The organism is Streptomyces sp. NPDC101234 (genome assembly GCF_044767525.1).
Classification (GTDB): Bacteria; Actinomycetota; Actinomycetes; order Streptomycetales; family Streptomycetaceae; genus Streptomyces; species Streptomyces sasae.
This window is the reverse complement of record NZ_JBIWOA010000001.1, coordinates 531496-547121: the sequence shown is the minus strand read 5'-3', so window position 1 is coordinate 547121 and position 15626 is coordinate 531496. Positions and strand designations below refer to the sequence as shown.

The window sequence follows — 15626 nt, the reverse complement described above, 5'->3', positions numbered from 1 at the left end:
CCCATCCTGGGGGCACCCGGGCTCAGGCGTCCTGTGATCAGCCGTGCTTGGCGCGGCTGGCGGCGCGGGCCCGCTCGCGGGCGTCCAGGTTCACCTTGCGGATGCGAACGGCCTCCGGGGTCACCTCGACGCACTCGTCGTCACGGCAGAACTCCAGCGACTGCTCCAGGGAGAGCTTGCGCGGCGGCACGATCGCCTCGAACGAGTCGGCCGAGGACGACCGCATGTTCGTGAGCTTCTTCTCCTTGGTGATGTTCACGTCCATGTCGTCGGAGCGCGAGTTCTCGCCGACGATCATGCCCTCGTACACCTCGGTGCCGGGGTCGGTGAACAGCACACCGCGCTCCTGGAGGTTCGTCATCGCGAACGCGGTGACGGCACCGGAGCGGTCGGCGACCAGCGAGCCGTTGTTACGGGTCTGCAGGGTGCCGAACCAGGGCTCGTGGCCCTCGTGGATGGAGTGCCCGATACCCGTGCCTCGCGTCTGCGTCAGGAACTCGGTACGGAAGCCGATGAGACCGCGGGAGGGCACCACGAACTCCATGCGGACCCAGCCCGAGCCGTGGTTGGACATGTTGTCCATCCGGCCCTTGCGGACGCCCATGAGCTGCGTGACGGCGCCCATGTGCTCCTCGGGCACGTCGATCGTCATGCGCTCGACGGGCTCGTACGTCTTGCCGTCGACCTGCTTGGTGACGACCTGCGGCTTGCCGATGGTCAGCTCGAAGCCCTCACGGCGCATCTGCTCGACCAGGATGGCGAGCGCCAGCTCACCACGCCCCTGGACCTCCCAGGCGTCGGGGCGCTCGGTGTCGAGCACCCGGAGGGAGACGTTACCGATCAGCTCGCGGTCCAGGCGGTCCTTGACCTGGCGGGCGGTGACCTTGCGGTCCTTGACCGCGGCCTTGTTGTCGGCGCCCTTGCCGGTGCCGCCACGGCCGACCAGCGGCGAGGTGTTGGTGCCGATGGTCATCGAGATCGCCGGCTCGTCGACCGTGATCAGTGGCAGCGGGATCGGGTTCTCGGTGTCGGCGAGGGTCTCGCCGATCATGATGTCCGCGATACCGGCGACGGCGCAGATGTCGCCCGGGCCGGCCATCTCGGCGGGCTTGCGGGTGAGCGCCTCGGTCATCAGCAGCTCGGTGATGCGCACGTTGGACATCGTGCCGTCGCGCTTGATCCAGGTGACGGTCTGGCCCTTGCGCAGCTCGCCCTGCTCGACGCGGAGCAGCGCGATACGGCCGAGGAAGTTGTCGGCGTCCAGGTTGGTGACGTGCGCCTGGAGCGGGGCCGACTCGTCGTACTCGGGGGCCGGGACGTGGGAGAGGATCGTGGAGAAGAACGGCTCCAGGCTGTCGCTGTCGGCCGGGACGGTGCCGTCCTCCGGCTTGGTCAGCGAGGCCACACCGTCACGCGCACACGCGTAGACGATCGGGAACTCGATCTGGTCCTCGTCGGCGTCCAGGTCGAGGAAGAGGTCGTAGGTCTCGTTGACGACCTCGTCGATGCGCGAGTCCGGGCGGTCCGTCTTGTTGATGCACAGGATGACGGGCAGGCGCTGCTGGAGGGCCTTGCGCAGCACGAAGCGGGTCTGCGGCAGCGGGCCCTCGGAGGCGTCGACCAGCAGGACCACCGCGTCCACCATGGACAGACCGCGCTCGACCTCGCCACCGAAGTCGGCGTGGCCCGGGGTGTCGATGATGTTGATGGTGATGACGTCGCCGCCATCCTTGGGGTGGTACTTCACGGCCGTGTTCTTGGCCAGGATCGTGATGCCCTTCTCACGCTCCAGGTCGTTCGAGTCCATCATTCGGTCGTCGAGCGACTCGGCGGCGTGCGCAGCGAAGGCACCGGCCTGCTTCAGCATGGCGTCGACGAGGGTCGTCTTGCCGTGGTCGACGTGGGCGACGATGGCGACGTTGCGGATGTCGTGGCGCGTGGCCATAGTGCGGCGTACTCCCGGAGTGTGAGGAAGGGGCCTGCGCGTACATCGGTGTTACGCGGACCCTGCCGGGCTGAACACGCCACGGCCTCACCCCATGGTACGGGGCCAATCGACTGCTGGCTCGCGGGGCTACATATATGCAGCTCAGAGCACTTATCAACGGACATTCGGGCAAGAAACCCAAGGGGTGCGGGGAACTGCGCGGCCAGCCGCAGTCCACCCGCACCCGAGACCCACATCCGAGCCCCCTACCCCTTGGCCGGGCTCGCCGAGACCTTCGCACCCTTCTTCAAAAAGCCCATGTCCTGATAAACCGGCGTCTGGAACCCGAACGCCCCGACGTTCACCAGCCCCTTCCGCACCCCCACGACCTGGGGCCTCTGGTACAGCGGCAGCGACCCGGCCGAGGCCCAGATCCGCGAGTCCGCCTTCTGCAGCAGCCCGTCCGCCTCGCCCTCGTCCAGCGCCCCCAGCGCCTGGTCGAAGAGCTGGTCCACCTGGTCGGTGCCGACCCTCGTGTAGTTCTGCTCGACGTTCAGCGACCCGTCGGCGCCCACCACGGGCTTCGCGTAGATCGGCCGCGCGTCGGTCGCCGGGAACGCCGACGACGGCCACGAGTACAGCGCGAGGTCGTACTCCCCGGACGCGATGTGGTCCTTGAAGTAGCTCTCGTCGGAGACTTTGGTGATCTCGGTCTGGATGCCGACCGCCGCCAGCATCTGGGTGATCCGTCCGGCGACGTTCTGGAGCGTCTCCGACCCCGCCCCGGACGGCAGCACGAACCGCAGGGTCAGCGCCTTCCCGTCCTTGGCCAGCGGTGCGGCCGCGGCCCCCGCGCCCTTGGGCGCGGCCGTGCCCTTCGGCGCGTACGCCCCCGGCGCCCCGTGGGCGTGGTCCTTCTGGTGGTCGCGGGTGTCCTTGCCATCGGGCCCCTTGTCGTCCTCTCCGACGATGTACTGCCCGTCCTGCCCGCCCTGGGACTCCTCGCTCTTGTCGCCCTTGCCCGCCTTGTCGCCCTGCTTCGCCTTGTCGCCCTTCCCGTGCTCCGCGCCGGCGGTCTTGTCCTCGGCCTTGATCGGGCCGCCGGCCACCCACCCCGCGTCGGCGAGCAGCGCCTGCGCCTCATGGGTGTCGAGGCCGCCGATCGCCCCGCTGCTGTCGGCGTAGGCGGCCTGCCCGGAGAGGGCGAGGTGGCTGCCGACCGGCACGGCGGGCAGCCCCAGCGGGGTGAGCACCAGCTTGGCGAGGGCCTGGCGGTCGATCGCCCGGGCGACGGCCCGCCGTACCCGGTCGTCGGCGAGGGGGCCCTCGGAGCCGTTCAGGGCCAGCTGGGTGTAGGCGGGCTCCAGCGACTTGCGGACGTCGAAGTCGCGCAGCTCGTGCTGCTGCTCCAGCCACTTGGCGATGGCCCTGCCCAGCTTCTTCCGCCCGTCGGGCAGCCTCTCCGCGTCCATGCCGAGGGCCAGCGCCCAGGACCGCAGCTTCTTGGCGGAGGTCTTCCCGGCGCCCTGCAAGGGCATGCCGGTGCCCTTCTCGCGGCCGGCGACGATGATCTGCTCGGCCTCGGAGGCGTCGATGTCGGCGACGTCGACCGTGCCGGCGGCGAGCGCGGCGGCCCGCTGCCCGCGGTCCACGGCGTGCAGGTCGATCTCGTCGAGCTTGGCCGGGCGGCCCCACCAGCGCGGGTTACGGGTGAGGACCACGTCCTTCTTGGCGGTGTCGATCCTGTCGACCCGGAAGGGCCCCGCGGTGACCATGAGCTTGCGGCGGGCGCCGTCGTTGAAGGCGTCCGGGGTGCCCATGACGTCCTTCGAGTACAGCGGGGAGAACAGCGACTTCCAGTCGGTGTACGGCCGGTCGAAGGTGACCCGGACCTCCAGGTCGTTGGCGCCGCGCTCGATCTTGGCGATGCGGTCGTAGCCGGCGTTGCGGGCGGTCCAGTAGGCGGCGTCCTTGCCGGACAGGGCGCGCCACTGGGCGGCGAAGTCGGCGGCGCCGATCTCCCGGCCGTCGCTCCAGACGGCCCGCTGGTCGAGCTTGTAGAGGACGACCTGGCGCGGCTCGGTCTCGATGACCTTCGCGGATTCCAGGTAGTCGGGGTTGCGGACCGGCTTCCCGGTGGCGTCCATGGTGAACATCGACGGCAGGACGGCCTGGGCGACCCGGGTGGTGCCGGCGTCGGCGTCGGCCTGGAAGGTGTTGAAGGTCTCCGGTACGGCGTCCACGGCCATCTTCAGCGTGCCGCCCTCGGCGACGGAGTCCCGGGGGACCGCCGCGATGTCCTGTGCGGCGAGCGGCTTGCTGCCCTCGTCGTCGGAGCTGCAGCCGGCGAGGAGGGGCACGGCGAGCGCGCCGGCGGCGAGGAAGGCGAGGGCGCTCCGCTGGTGGCGCCGCGGTGGGCCGTCGTTCGTCCGCGGCTCCGTCGTGGTTGCTCGCGCAGTTCCCCGCACCCCTGAAGGGGCGCTACGGCTGACGCCCTGGTGAGACATCTCTGCTTACCTCCGGGAGGCCCCTTGACACGGGTGCGGTCTGTTCACGTTTGGGGGTATTTTTGAGTTGATCAGATGTACGTCAGAAGTACGGACCCCACTGAAATGGACGGGGTCCGTCGGCCGGGGACGACACGGCGGCGGGGGCTGCCAAACCCCACCCGTGCGGCGCAATCCCGGCGCGAACAGAGCGCGTGCGGGCGTGCGACGGAGGCGCGCAATCCGCCAATCGCTGCACATGGCTTCACATCGGCAGGTGTGACGCGCAACACTCGCAGGCGCATGAACGTTGCCGCCTTGGACCACGGGGTCCGGAAGTGAGGTCACGTCATGTCCGTGCACGACGACCTGACGTCAGTCCAGCGCTGCCTTGAGGACCTGAACCGGTCCGTCGGCCGCCTGGAGCAGCAGCTCGGGAGCGGCGGACTGGAGATGCGCCGCGTCCGGGCCGACGCGGCTCACCTGCGCGAGAGCGTGGCCCTGCTGCGGGAGGCGGCCAACACCGGCGCCCCGGGCAAACGCCCCGAACTCGTCACCATCTCCGACGATCCGTACGACATCAACCTGTGGACGGACACGGACGACGAGGGTCTCGGCGCCCGCGACCGGCACGCACCGTAGGAGCGCTGACCGCAGGCCCCCACCCCCGACCCCGACCGGAGTCATCCGTTGGCCACTGGTACGGAACCACATCAGAACAGCGGCGGTGTACGCACCCGTACACGCGCCGCGATCTCCGCCCCGCACCTGCGGACCGACCGCTGGTGGCTGGCGCCTGCCGTCACCGCGGCCGGTCTGTTCGCGTTCGTCGTCTACTCGACGTGGCGGGCCTTCTCGAACGCGCACTACTACGCGGCGCCGTACGTCTCGCCGTTCTACTCGCCGTGTCTGGCGGAGAACTGCAAGACCATGCCGTCCGGCCCGAACGCCGACCTCTTCGGCAGCTGGTGGGCGATCTCCCCGGCGATCATCATCCTGATCTTCCCGCTGGGCTTCCGCCTGACCTGCTACTACTACCGCAAGGCGTACTACCGCAGCTTCTGGGCGTCCCCGCCGGCCTGCGCCGTGGCCGAGCCGCACGCGAAGTACACCGGTGAGACCCGCTTCCCGCTGATCCTGCAGAACGTCCACCGGTACTTCTTCTACTTCGCCCTCCTGGTCGCCTGTGTGCTGACCTACGACACGGTCCTGTCCTTCCGCGACCCGCACGAGCGCTGGGGCCACATGGGTCTGGGCACCCTGGTCTTCCTGGTCAACATCGTGCTGATCTGGGCGTACACCCTGTCCTGCCACTCCTGCCGGCACATCGTCGGCGGCAAGCTCAAGCACTTCTCCAAACACCCTGTGCGCTACAAGGCGTGGCAGTTCGTCGGCAAGCTCAACGCCCGGCACATGCAGCTCGCCTGGGCGTCGCTGGTGAGCGTGGCGCTCGCCGACTTCTACGTCTATCTCCTCGCGTCCGGTGTCTTCGACGATCCGCGATTCTTCTAATGAGTGGGGCCTTCTGATGGGAGCGGTGGAACGGCAGCAGTGGGACGTCGTGATCGTCGGAGCCGGCGGCGCGGGGCTGCGGGCCGCGATCGAGGCGCGCGAGCGGGGCGCCCGTACGGCGGTGATCTGCAAGTCGCTGTTCGGCAAGGCGCACACGGTGATGGCCGAGGGCGGCATCGCGGCGGCCATGGCCAACGTCAACGAGCACGACAACTGGCAGGTCCACTTCCGCGACACCATGCGCGGCGGCAAGTTCCTCAACCAGTGGCGGATGGCCGAGCTGCACGCCAAGGAGGCCCCGGACCGGGTCTGGGAGCTGGAGACCTGGGGCGCCCTCTTCGACCGCACGAAGGACGGGAAGATCTCCCAGCGCAACTTCGGCGGCCACGAGTACCCGCGCCTCGCCCATGTCGGCGACCGCACCGGGCTCGAACTGATCCGCACCCTCCAGCAGAAGATCGTCTCGCTCCAGCAGGAGGACATGAAGGAGACCGGTGACTACGAGTCCCGGCTGAAGGTCTTCCAGGAGTGCACGGTCACCCGGATCCTCAAGGACGGCTCGCGCGTGAGCGGCGTCTTCGCGTACGAGCGCGAGACCGGCCGCTTCTTCGTCCTGGAAGCACCGGCCGTGGTGATCGCGACCGGTGGCATCGGCAAGTCCTTCAAGGTGACGTCGAACTCGTGGGAGTACACGGGTGACGGGCACGCGCTGGCCCTGCTGGCCGGGGCGCCCCTGCTCAACATGGAGTTCGTGCAGTTCCACCCGACGGGCATGGTCTGGCCGCCGTCGGTGAAGGGCATCCTCGTCACGGAGTCGGTGCGCGGCGACGGCGGGGTGCTCAGGAACTCCGAGGGCAAGCGGTTCATGTTCGACTACATCCCGGACGTCTTCAAGGAGAAGTACGCCGAGTCCGAGGAGGAGGGCGACCGCTGGTACGAGGACCCGGACCACAACCGGCGCCCCCCTGAGCTGCTCCCCCGCGACGAGGTGGCCCGGGCCATCAACTCCGAGGTGAAGGCGGGCCGCGGCTCCCCGCACGGCGGGGTGTTCCTGGACGTGTCGACGCGGATGCCGGCCGAGGTGATCCGGCGCCGGCTGCCGTCCATGTACCACCAGTTCAAGGAGCTGGCGGACGTCGACATCACGGCGGAGGCGATGGAGGTCGGGCCGACCTGCCACTACGTGATGGGCGGGGTCGCCGTGGATTCCGACACCGCGGCCGCGCGCGGGGTGCCGGGGCTGTTCGCGGCCGGTGAGGTGGCCGGCGGGATGCACGGCTCCAACCGGCTCGGCGGCAACTCCCTCTCCGACCTGCTGGTGTTCGGGCGCCGGGCGGGCTGGCACGCGGCCGAGTACGCGGACGGCCTCGACGCCCGCCCGGAGGTGGCCGACGACCAGATCGACACGGCGGCGGCGGAGGCCCTGCGGCCGTTCTCGGCGGAGAGCGGGGAACCCGACTCCGGCCCGCCGGAGAACCCGTACACCCTGCACCAGGAGCTCCAGCAGTCGATGAACGACCTGGTCGGCATCATCCGCCGGGAGGGCGAGATGGAGCAGGCCCTGGAGCGGCTCGCCGGGCTGCGGGTCCGGGCCCGCCGGGCCGGTGTGGAGGGGCACCGCCAGTTCAACCCGGGCTGGCACCTGGCCCTGGACCTGCGGAACATGCTGCTGGTCAGCGAGTGCGTGGCCCGGGCGGCGCTGGAGCGCACGGAGTCGCGCGGCGGCCACACCCGCGAGGACCATCCGACGATGGACCGCAGGTGGCGCCCCGTCAACCTGCTCTGCCGACTGGCGGACCCCACCGGCGGGTTGGCGGCCACCGACCCGGAGCGCGGCCAGATCGACCTCACCCGCGAGACCACCGCCCCCATCCGAGCCGACCTGCTCGCCCTCTTCGAGAAGGAGGAGCTGGTCAAGTACCTCGCCGAAGAGGAGCTGTACGAATGAGCGGCTACACGGCCCACTTCAGGGTGTGGCGGGGCGACGTCGAGGGCGGCGGCCTGGAGGACTACAAGGTCGAGGTCAACGACGGCGAGGTGGTCCTGGACATCATCCACCGCCTCCAGGCCACCCAGGCCTCCGACCTGGCGGTCCGCTGGAACTGCAAGGCGGGCAAGTGCGGTTCGTGCTCGGCGGAGATCAACGGCCGCCCACGCCTGATGTGCATGACCCGCATGTCCGTCTTCGAACGGGACGAGACCATCACGGTCACCCCGCTGCGCGCCTTCCCGGTGATCCGGGACCTGGTCACGGACGTCGGCTTCAACTACCAGAAGGCCAGGGAGGTCCCGGCGTTCGTGCCGCCGGCCGAACTGGGCCCCGGCGAGTACCGGATGTTCCAGGAGGACGTGGACCGGTCGCAGGAGTTCCGCAAGTGCATCGAGTGCTTCCTGTGCCAGGACACCTGCCATGTGGTCCGCGACCACGAGGAGAACAAGACGGCGTTCGCCGGCCCGCGTTTCCTCATGCGGGTCGCGGAGCTGGACATGCACCCGCTGGACGCGGCGGAGGCGTCCGGCCTGGACCGCAAGCGCACGGCCCAGGACGAACACGGCCTCGGCTACTGCAACATCACCAAGTGCTGCACGGAGGTGTGCCCCGAGGGCATCCACATCACCGACAACGCGCTGATCCCCCTGAAGGAGCGGGCCGTGGACCGCAAGTACGACCCGCTGGTGTGGCTCGGCTCGAAGATCAGGAGGCGCCCGGCAGGAGGCTGAGCGCCCGCCGGAGGTTGGACTCGGCGATCTCCTGCATCGGTTCGCGCTCCGGGAAGTCGCCGTCGAGCAGCCGCAGCGGCCCGGCGACGAGGTTCAGATGCATCGCGAGCCGGTACAGCTCCATGCGGTCCTCGTCGAGGTCGGCGGTGTGCAGCAGGTCGTAGGCGGGGCCGAAGCGGAGCTGGAGGAAGACGTGCTCCCATTCGGCGTCGAAGTACATCAGGCCTTCGATGTCGATGAGCGCGGGATCGCCCTCGGCGGTCACCAGGACGTGGTCCGGGCCGAGTTCGCCGTGCACGAGTGAGGCGTGCTCGCGCGGCTCGACCGCGTCGAAGAGCTCGTGCACCCGCTCCGTCAGCGCGCCGCGGGCCTGGCGCACCCGGGGGTCGCGCTCGGCGACCTCCGCGATGTCGTGCACCGCGCGGTCGGCGACGACCTGCTCGCAGGAGTTGCCCCGCGGCTTGCCGCCCTCCGCCACGAGGGCGGCCTTGCCGTATCCGGCGGACATGCACTCGCGGAGCACGCCGAGCGACCCCGCGAGGCGCGCCAGCGGCACCCGCGCCGCGCCCGGGTCGCTGCGCAGCATCATCTCCAGGCTGCCGCCGCGGACGTCCTCCACGACCGCCGCGTACGCGGACAGATGCTCGGCCTCCTCGTCGGCGAAGAGCAGGCGGGGGGTACGCACGCCGAGTTCGGTCAGCAGATCGTGGGCGGACAGGAAGAGTCCGAGACCGGAGGCGTGCGAGAAGGGGTCACGGATGTCGGCGTCGACGGGACCCCAGTAGTCCTCCTCCGGGGACCAGACGTACGCGATCGCGGTCCTTCCGTTGTCGAGGGCGAGCCGGTAGACACCTTTCTTGGAGCCGCCGCGCAACCGGGTGACGGTGGCGGGGGCACGGCCGAGGGCCTCGCGGGCGAGCGGGGCGAGGTCGTCACGGGTGAGGTGGGCACGAGCGGTTGTCATGACGTACGGACCCAGTCCTTCCGATAAGAGGTCCAGTCATCCTCGGTGGCGGCGAAATCGACGTACAGCGCGACGCCGAAGTTAGCGCGATCCGCGTCCGTCCGTGACAGTCCCAGCCGAACTCCCCGCACGGCCGCCGGCACGGTCTCGGCGTGCGCCCAGTGACCGAAACGGTTCTCGTGGTAGAAGGGCAGACCCATGAGGAGGTCGGTGCCGGGCGGGGTGACCTCGATCGCAAGGCCGGTCTGCTGCGCGACGTACCCGCCGTACAGGCTCTGCAGCGGCTGCATCGTGTCGTACGACATCACCGCGATCTGGTCCACCCGGCGGGCGACTTGCCCGAAATACTCCTGCGACCACCACTTGGGATGACCGGTGACGGTACCCCAGAAGGAGTGAAAGGCCGGGAGCGGGTCGATCTGGTGCGCGGCGACGGAGAGCAGCGGGGTTGCGGGGCGCAGGGCGTCGAGGAGGGCGAGGTAGTTCCGGTCGCCGGAGTGCAGGGGCTCCAGGTCGAAGTGAACCCCGTCGAACCCTTCTCCGACGACCTGCCGGGCGGACGCGACCACGGCGGCGCGGGTCTCGCTCCGCTCCAGATGCATGGCGTCCGGCTTCTCGGGCGCGAGCTCGTCGCCGAGCCAGGCCTGGACCCGGACGCCGGGAAGTTTTCGATGCACGGCTGTTATCAGCCAACGGGCCTTGGGATAGGCCGATTTGGGCAGCGTGCCGTTGTGTTCCAGTGGTCCGGCATGGACGTAGAGGTCGCGTATGCCGGTGTCCGCGAGCCGGGCGGCGAGGGCGGTGACGTCGGCGTCGGTCTTACGACCGTCGACCCAGGCGTGACCGAGCCAGATGGCGTCCTTGTTGCGGGTGTGGGTGCCGGCTCCCGGGTCGCCGGTGTAGTTGATGCGGAGGGCGGTCTCGGCGATGAGGAGGGGAAGCAGGAGGAGCAGGACGGCGGCGAGGGCGAGCCGTCTCGTCCGCCGGGTCCAGTTCCTCGTTTTCCCACCCGCACCGCCCGTGCGACTTTCGTCGTCGGGTGCGGGTGGCCCCGGCGGGGGTTCCGATTCGCCGGCGGCCGCGGGTGACGCGTCAGTGGACGCCGGTCCGTCGGCAGGTGCGGGGGCAGGGGGCGGCGGCGGGGGTTCCGAAGCGTCCGCGGACGCGGGGGCGGAGTCCGGTCCGTCGGCAGGTGCAGGGGCAGGGGGCAGCGGCGGGGGTTCCGAAGCGTCCGCGGACGCGGGGGCGGAGTCCGGTCCGTCGGCAGGTGCGGGGGCAGGGGGCAGCGGCGGGGGTTCCGAAGCGTCCGCGGACGCGGGGACGGAGTCCGGTCCGGCGGCGGGCGCGGGCTTCCGGCTGCCGGCAGGGGCAGCGGGCACCAGAGGGGGCCCCGCAGCGTCCGCGGGCGCGGGGGATGTGGGGGCGGATGCCGGTTCGTCGGGGGGTGTGGGTGGTTCGTGGGTGGGGTTCGGGTTGTCGGTGGGGGTGGGGTCCTTCTGTGGGTCCGTGCTCCGGTCCATCCGCTGTCACCCTGCTCTCGTCGTCCCCCGGCTGTCCCCGCCCCGGTCGCGAAGCCGACGGGCTGCCCATACGCTCCGAAATGTGACGTCATCCTTGTTCCGGGGTCGGCCGAGGCATGCGACCGGGCACATAGGTGTGCGGGTGGGGCATGCGGTGCTGGGCGGGGTGGCCGGGGTGGTCTGGCTGGTGTTGCCGGTGATGACGAGCGCCGCTCAAGATCCGGTTCCCGCGGCCGGGGGACGGACGGTCGTCACGGCCGAGGCCGACGCGGTGCCGGCCACCGATTACGTGCTGCCGCTCGTCGCCGTGGCGGCGGCCGGCGCGCTGGGCGGCTACGGATACGTACGACGGATACGGCGGTCCCGCTCGCGCACCACGCCGGGGATCGTGTCACCCGCCCCGCCCGCGCCGTCACCCACCGACTTCGAGCGGCAGGCCCGGACCTCCCTGGTCCTCGCCGACGACTGTGTTCGCACCGGCCGCGAGGCGCTCGGTTTCGTCGACGTGGCCGAGTCCGTCCTGCGGGGCGTGCGGACGGCCGACACCGAACTGTCGGCCGCGTTCGCGATATGGCGGCGCTACGAGGAGGGGATACCGGACGACGCCGCCGCCCGGCGGCAGGCGCTGGTGGGCGTGGTCGGGCGGGGCTCGGAGGCGGGGCGGCTGCTGGACGCGGAGGCGGAGGGGTTCGACGCCGAGTGGGGCGCGGGGGACGCGCTGGCGGTGGCCGAGGGACGTTTCCGGGAACTGGCCGCCCGGACCGGCGGGGTGGCGCGCACGCTGACGCAGGCGGGTGAGCGGTACGGGACGACGGCCACCGCGGGGGTGCTGGGATACGTCGAACAGGCCAAGGACCGGCTGGTGTTCGCGACCGCACGGCTCAACCAGGCCCGCCAGGACGCCGATACGGGTGACGGTGACGGATTCCGGCGGGGGTTGCGCGCCGCGGAGGGCGCGGTGGCGCAGGCCGGGGTGCTGCTGGGGGGCGTGGAGCGGCTGGCCGGGGAGCTGCGGACGGCTGCGGGGACGGTGCCGGCCGCTCTCACGGGCGCGGAGGCGGAGCTGGCGGGCCTGCGGACGACCGCCTTCCCGCCGCGGGTGGCGCATGCCGACGCCGTACTGGCCGCGGTCCGGGAGGAGTTGACGGGCGGGCCGTACGACCCGCTGGACGCCCTGCGTCGGATCGCGCGGGCGGTGGAGGGGACGGGGAGCGGGCGGGCCGGGGTGATCGCGGCGGCGGCGGAGCTGGTGGCGCGCAGTGCGCTGGGGGCCGCCGACGACTTCATCGGCACGCATCGGGGGGCGGTGGGGGTCCAGGCGCGGGCGCTGCTGGCTCAGGCGCGGGGCGCTGCGCTCGCCGACGCCGACAGGTTGGCGCGCAGGGCGCGGGAGTTGGCGGAGCGGGATGTACGGGCGCACGGGAACCCGTTCGCCGGTGCGGGGGCCCATGAGAGCGGGCTGGCGGGGGCGGTGCTCGGGGGTGTGCTGCTGGGCGAGGAGGCCGACGGGGGGCCGGTGGTGGCGTTCGGAGGGCCGGATACGAGGCGGCGGTTGGGGTAGCGCGATACGGGGTGGCGCGGCGGGTTGTCGGGCGGCTGCGGGTGCGTGGGGGCCGGTCGCGCCCACGCGGCGGCAGCCGCATACCGGACACAGCCCCGCGCCCCTGAAGGGGCGCGGGGAACTGCGCGGTCAGCCCCCACCGCGCCGCACCGAACCGTCGATCGCCGGGACCCGTCCTCAGAACAGGCTCAGCAGAGCCTCCGCAGGGTCCGTCAGGCCCGTCTCCCCGTCCGGCAGCGGGAGTTCGAACCACACCGTCTTCCCGCGGGGCGTCCGGCGTGAGCCCCACGCCGCGCTCAGCAGGCCGACCAGCTGGAGGCCACGGCCGCCCTCGTCCGTGTCGCGGGCGCGGCGGCGCCTCGGCTGGACCAGGCCGGAATCCCAGACCTCGCAGACCAGGGTGCGGTCGAGGAGGAGGCGGAGCCTTATCTCGCCCTCGCCGTACCGCAGCGCGTTGGTGACCAGCTCGCTGACGAGCAGTTCCGCCGTGTCGACCAGGGGCTCCAGGTCCCAGGTGAGGAGCTGGCCGCGCGCGTACTCACGGGCGCGGCCCACACTGCGCGGCTCGCGCGGCAGCGTCCAGTCGCCGACCGACTCGGCCGGCAGCCCCTGGACACGTGCCATCAGCAACGCGATGTCGTCCTCGCCGTGGTGCGTGTCGAGGGTGTTGAGGACGTGGTCGCAGACGTCCTCCAGGGGCTGGGAGGGGTCGGTGAGGGCCCCCACGAACGCTTGCAGGCCCTCGTCGAGGGGGTGGTCGCGGGACTCGACCAGGCCGTCCGTGTAGAGGGCGAGGAGGGAGCCCTCGGGGAGGTCCACCTCCACCTCCTCGAAGGGCTCGCCGCCGACGCCGAGCGGCATGCCGGGCGGGACGTCGAGCATGAGCGCGGCCTCGCCGGGTTCCACCAGCACGGGGGGCAGGTGGCCGGCGTTGGCGAACGTACAGCGTCTGGTGACGGAGTCGTAGACCGCGTAGACGCAGGTCGCGAGGTAGACCTCGGAGAGGTCCGCGTCACGGGGCTGGCGGGCCGTGCGGGTGGCCTGCTGGACTCCGCCGGGGGTGCCGAGGCCGCGGGCGATCTCGTCCAACGCGGAGAGGACTTCGGCGGGTTCCAGGTCCAGCAGGGCCAGGGTGCGGACCGCCGTGCGGAGTTCGCCCATGGCGACGGCCGCGCGCAGACCGCGGCCCATCACGTCGCCGACGACCAGTGCCGTGCGGTGGCCGGGGAGTTCGATGACGTCGAACCAGTCGCCGCCGACCTCGGTCGCCGCGTTGCCGGGAAGGTAACGGCACGCGATGTCCAGGCCCGAGGCTTCGGGGTCGCCGGGCGGGAGCAGGGACCGTTGCAGTATCAACGCGCGTTCGTGCTCGCGGCGGTACAGGCGCGCGTTGTCGATACAGACGGCCGCGCGGGCCGCCAGTTCGACGGCGAGTTCCCGGTCGCGGTCGCCGAACGGCTCGCTGCCCTTGGTGCGGGCGAACTGGGCGAGGCCGACGACCGTGTCGTGGGCGACCATCGGGACCGCGAGGGTGGACTGGACGAGGCCGCCCTCCTCGGCGGGCACCTGCTGCGGGCGGGCCGTGCGCAGGGCGTCCGCGCAGGGCGAGTTGAAGGGGTAGTGGTGGACCGCGCCGACCGCGACGGGGGCGCCGCCGCCCACGAAGGGCGCGTCGGAGACCGCGCTGGCGAAGGCGACGCGACGCAGCTCGGCGCTGCCGTCGGCGAGTCCGGGCGGGGTCTCGTCGCCGGCCAGCAGGCCCTGGTAGAGGTCGACCGTGGCGAGGTCGCAGAAGCCGGGCACGACCACGTCGAGGAGTTCGCGGGCGGTGGTCTCCAGGTCGAGGGAGTTGCCTATCCGGGCGCCGGCCTCGTTGAGGAGGGCGAGATTCCGCCGTGCTGCGGCGGCCTCGCGGGCGGCGGCGCGGCGGGCGGTGATGTCCAGGCCGAGCCAGGCGATGCCGATCGGGCGGCCGGTGCCGCTGTGCACGCGGTAGAGGTTGATGGACCAGTGCCGGCGTTCCTCGGAGCCCGGTACGAACCCGGTGACGTGCATGTCGGTGATGGAGTTGCCGGTGTCCAGGACCCGGCGCAGGGTGGCCGCGACCCGCTCGGCCTCCGAGCGCGGGAGGTAGTCGTGGACGCCCTTGCCGCGGTGGTCGTCGGGGGTGCCGCCGAAGATGGAGGAGAACCGCAGGTTGGCGCGGCGGATCCGCAGGTCGGGGTCGATCAGCAGGAAGCCGAAGGGAGATTGACCGAATATCGACTGCGAGGCCGCGAGGTCGGTCTCGATGCTGCGCAGGGTGCGGACGTCGACCACTATGCAGACGGCGGCGTGTTCGCCCTCTGCCGTGCGGGTGGGCATGACGTAGACCTCCGCGAGGCCTTCCTCGCCGCGCCGGCCGTCGGGGCCGTCGGGCATCCGGAACGGGACCACACCGGTCCACTCCCGCCCGTCGAGGATCTCGGCCATCTTCCGCTGGCCGTGCTCGCGCAGGTCGGGGTCGACGAACGCCTCGATGGGGTCCATGCCGACGGCGCGCTCCGCGGGGATGCCGAAGACCTGTTCGGCCCGCAGGCTCCACTGGTCGACCAGGCCGCCGGCGCCGATGGAGAACGAGGCGACCTTGATGTAGTCGTAGATCGAGCCGGGCGGGCTGCTCTGCCACATGGCGTCGCCAGGGGCCGCGGCTGTCTCCGCGGTCCCCGCCCTCACGCCGTCCGACGAGTCCTCGGACTCCGTGGCCTTAGCTGGTATCTCGCTCACGCGAACCGTCCCCTCCAGCTCACCGCGCCCGGCACCGGTCACCGGATGCGGCTGCCCGCAGTATCCAGCACTACGGTGCCGCCTGACACGGTGTTCACGATCACAGCACGGTCCCGACGATTTCCGGACCGGACCGTGACAACACTTCCAGTCTTCTAACCAGGGAACA

Annotated in this window: 10 protein-coding genes; 5 read left to right on the top strand and 5 right to left on the bottom strand. The window is 71.3% G+C overall.

What is annotated here, in order from left to right; translation table 11 throughout:
• Positions 1-37: 37 nt before the first annotated feature.
• Positions 38-1945: a translational GTPase TypA gene (gene typA, locus ACIRR9_RS02550; RefSeq protein ID WP_403250928.1), complete on the bottom strand. Its 1908-nt coding sequence runs from the start codon at positions 1943-1945 to the stop codon at positions 38-40.
• A 248-nt stretch (positions 1946-2193) separates the two neighbouring features.
• A complete protein-coding gene (locus ACIRR9_RS02545) occupies positions 2194-4434 on the bottom strand; it encodes an ABC transporter family substrate-binding protein (RefSeq protein ID WP_403746789.1) in 2241 nt (746 codons plus the stop codon).
• A 330-nt stretch (positions 4435-4764) separates the two neighbouring features.
• Between ACIRR9_RS02545 and ACIRR9_RS02540 the strand changes: the two genes are divergently transcribed.
• From ACIRR9_RS02540 to ACIRR9_RS02525, 4 genes are read left to right on the top strand one after another with little or no spacing between them, the layout of a single operon-like run.
• A complete protein-coding gene (locus ACIRR9_RS02540) occupies positions 4765-5055 on the top strand; it encodes a hypothetical protein (RefSeq protein ID WP_365344539.1) in 291 nt (96 codons plus the stop codon).
• Positions 5056-5103: 48 nt separating this feature from the next.
• Positions 5104-5925 (top strand): hypothetical protein, encoded by an 822-nt coding sequence (locus ACIRR9_RS02535; RefSeq protein WP_403746787.1) that lies wholly within the window; start codon positions 5104-5106, stop codon positions 5923-5925.
• A gap of 16 nt (positions 5926-5941) precedes the next feature.
• Positions 5942-7873: a fumarate reductase/succinate dehydrogenase flavoprotein subunit gene (locus tag ACIRR9_RS02530; protein ID WP_403746785.1), complete on the top strand. Its 1932-nt coding sequence runs from the start codon at positions 5942-5944 to the stop codon at positions 7871-7873.
• A complete protein-coding gene (locus ACIRR9_RS02525; protein WP_123974380.1) occupies positions 7870-8646 on the top strand; it encodes a succinate dehydrogenase/fumarate reductase iron-sulfur subunit in 777 nt (258 codons plus the stop codon). Before ACIRR9_RS02530 ends, ACIRR9_RS02525 begins: the two co-directional genes overlap by 4 nt.
• Here ACIRR9_RS02525 and ACIRR9_RS02520 read toward each other — a convergent pair.
• Complete coding sequence (locus tag ACIRR9_RS02520) at positions 8621-9610, bottom strand: phosphotransferase family protein (protein ID WP_403746782.1); 990 nt, start codon at positions 9608-9610, stop codon at positions 8621-8623. The genes ACIRR9_RS02525 and ACIRR9_RS02520 overlap by 26 nt on opposite strands.
• Positions 9607-10821, bottom strand: a complete 1215-nt coding sequence (locus tag ACIRR9_RS02515) for a glycoside hydrolase family 18 protein (protein ID WP_403747037.1) — start codon at positions 10819-10821, stop codon at positions 9607-9609. Before ACIRR9_RS02515 ends, ACIRR9_RS02520 begins: the two co-directional genes overlap by 4 nt.
• A 451-nt stretch (positions 10822-11272) precedes the next feature.
• On the opposite strand from ACIRR9_RS02515, the gene ACIRR9_RS02510 reads away from it, so the two are divergent.
• Complete coding sequence (locus ACIRR9_RS02510) at positions 11273-12691, top strand: hypothetical protein (RefSeq protein WP_403746780.1); 1419 nt, start codon at positions 11273-11275, stop codon at positions 12689-12691.
• A gap of 177 nt (positions 12692-12868) precedes the next feature.
• On the opposite strand, the gene ACIRR9_RS02505 is transcribed toward ACIRR9_RS02510, so the two are convergent.
• Positions 12869-15457: a SpoIIE family protein phosphatase gene (locus ACIRR9_RS02505; RefSeq protein WP_403746777.1), complete on the bottom strand. Its 2589-nt coding sequence runs from the start codon at positions 15455-15457 to the stop codon at positions 12869-12871.
• Positions 15458-15626 lie beyond the last annotated feature (169 nt).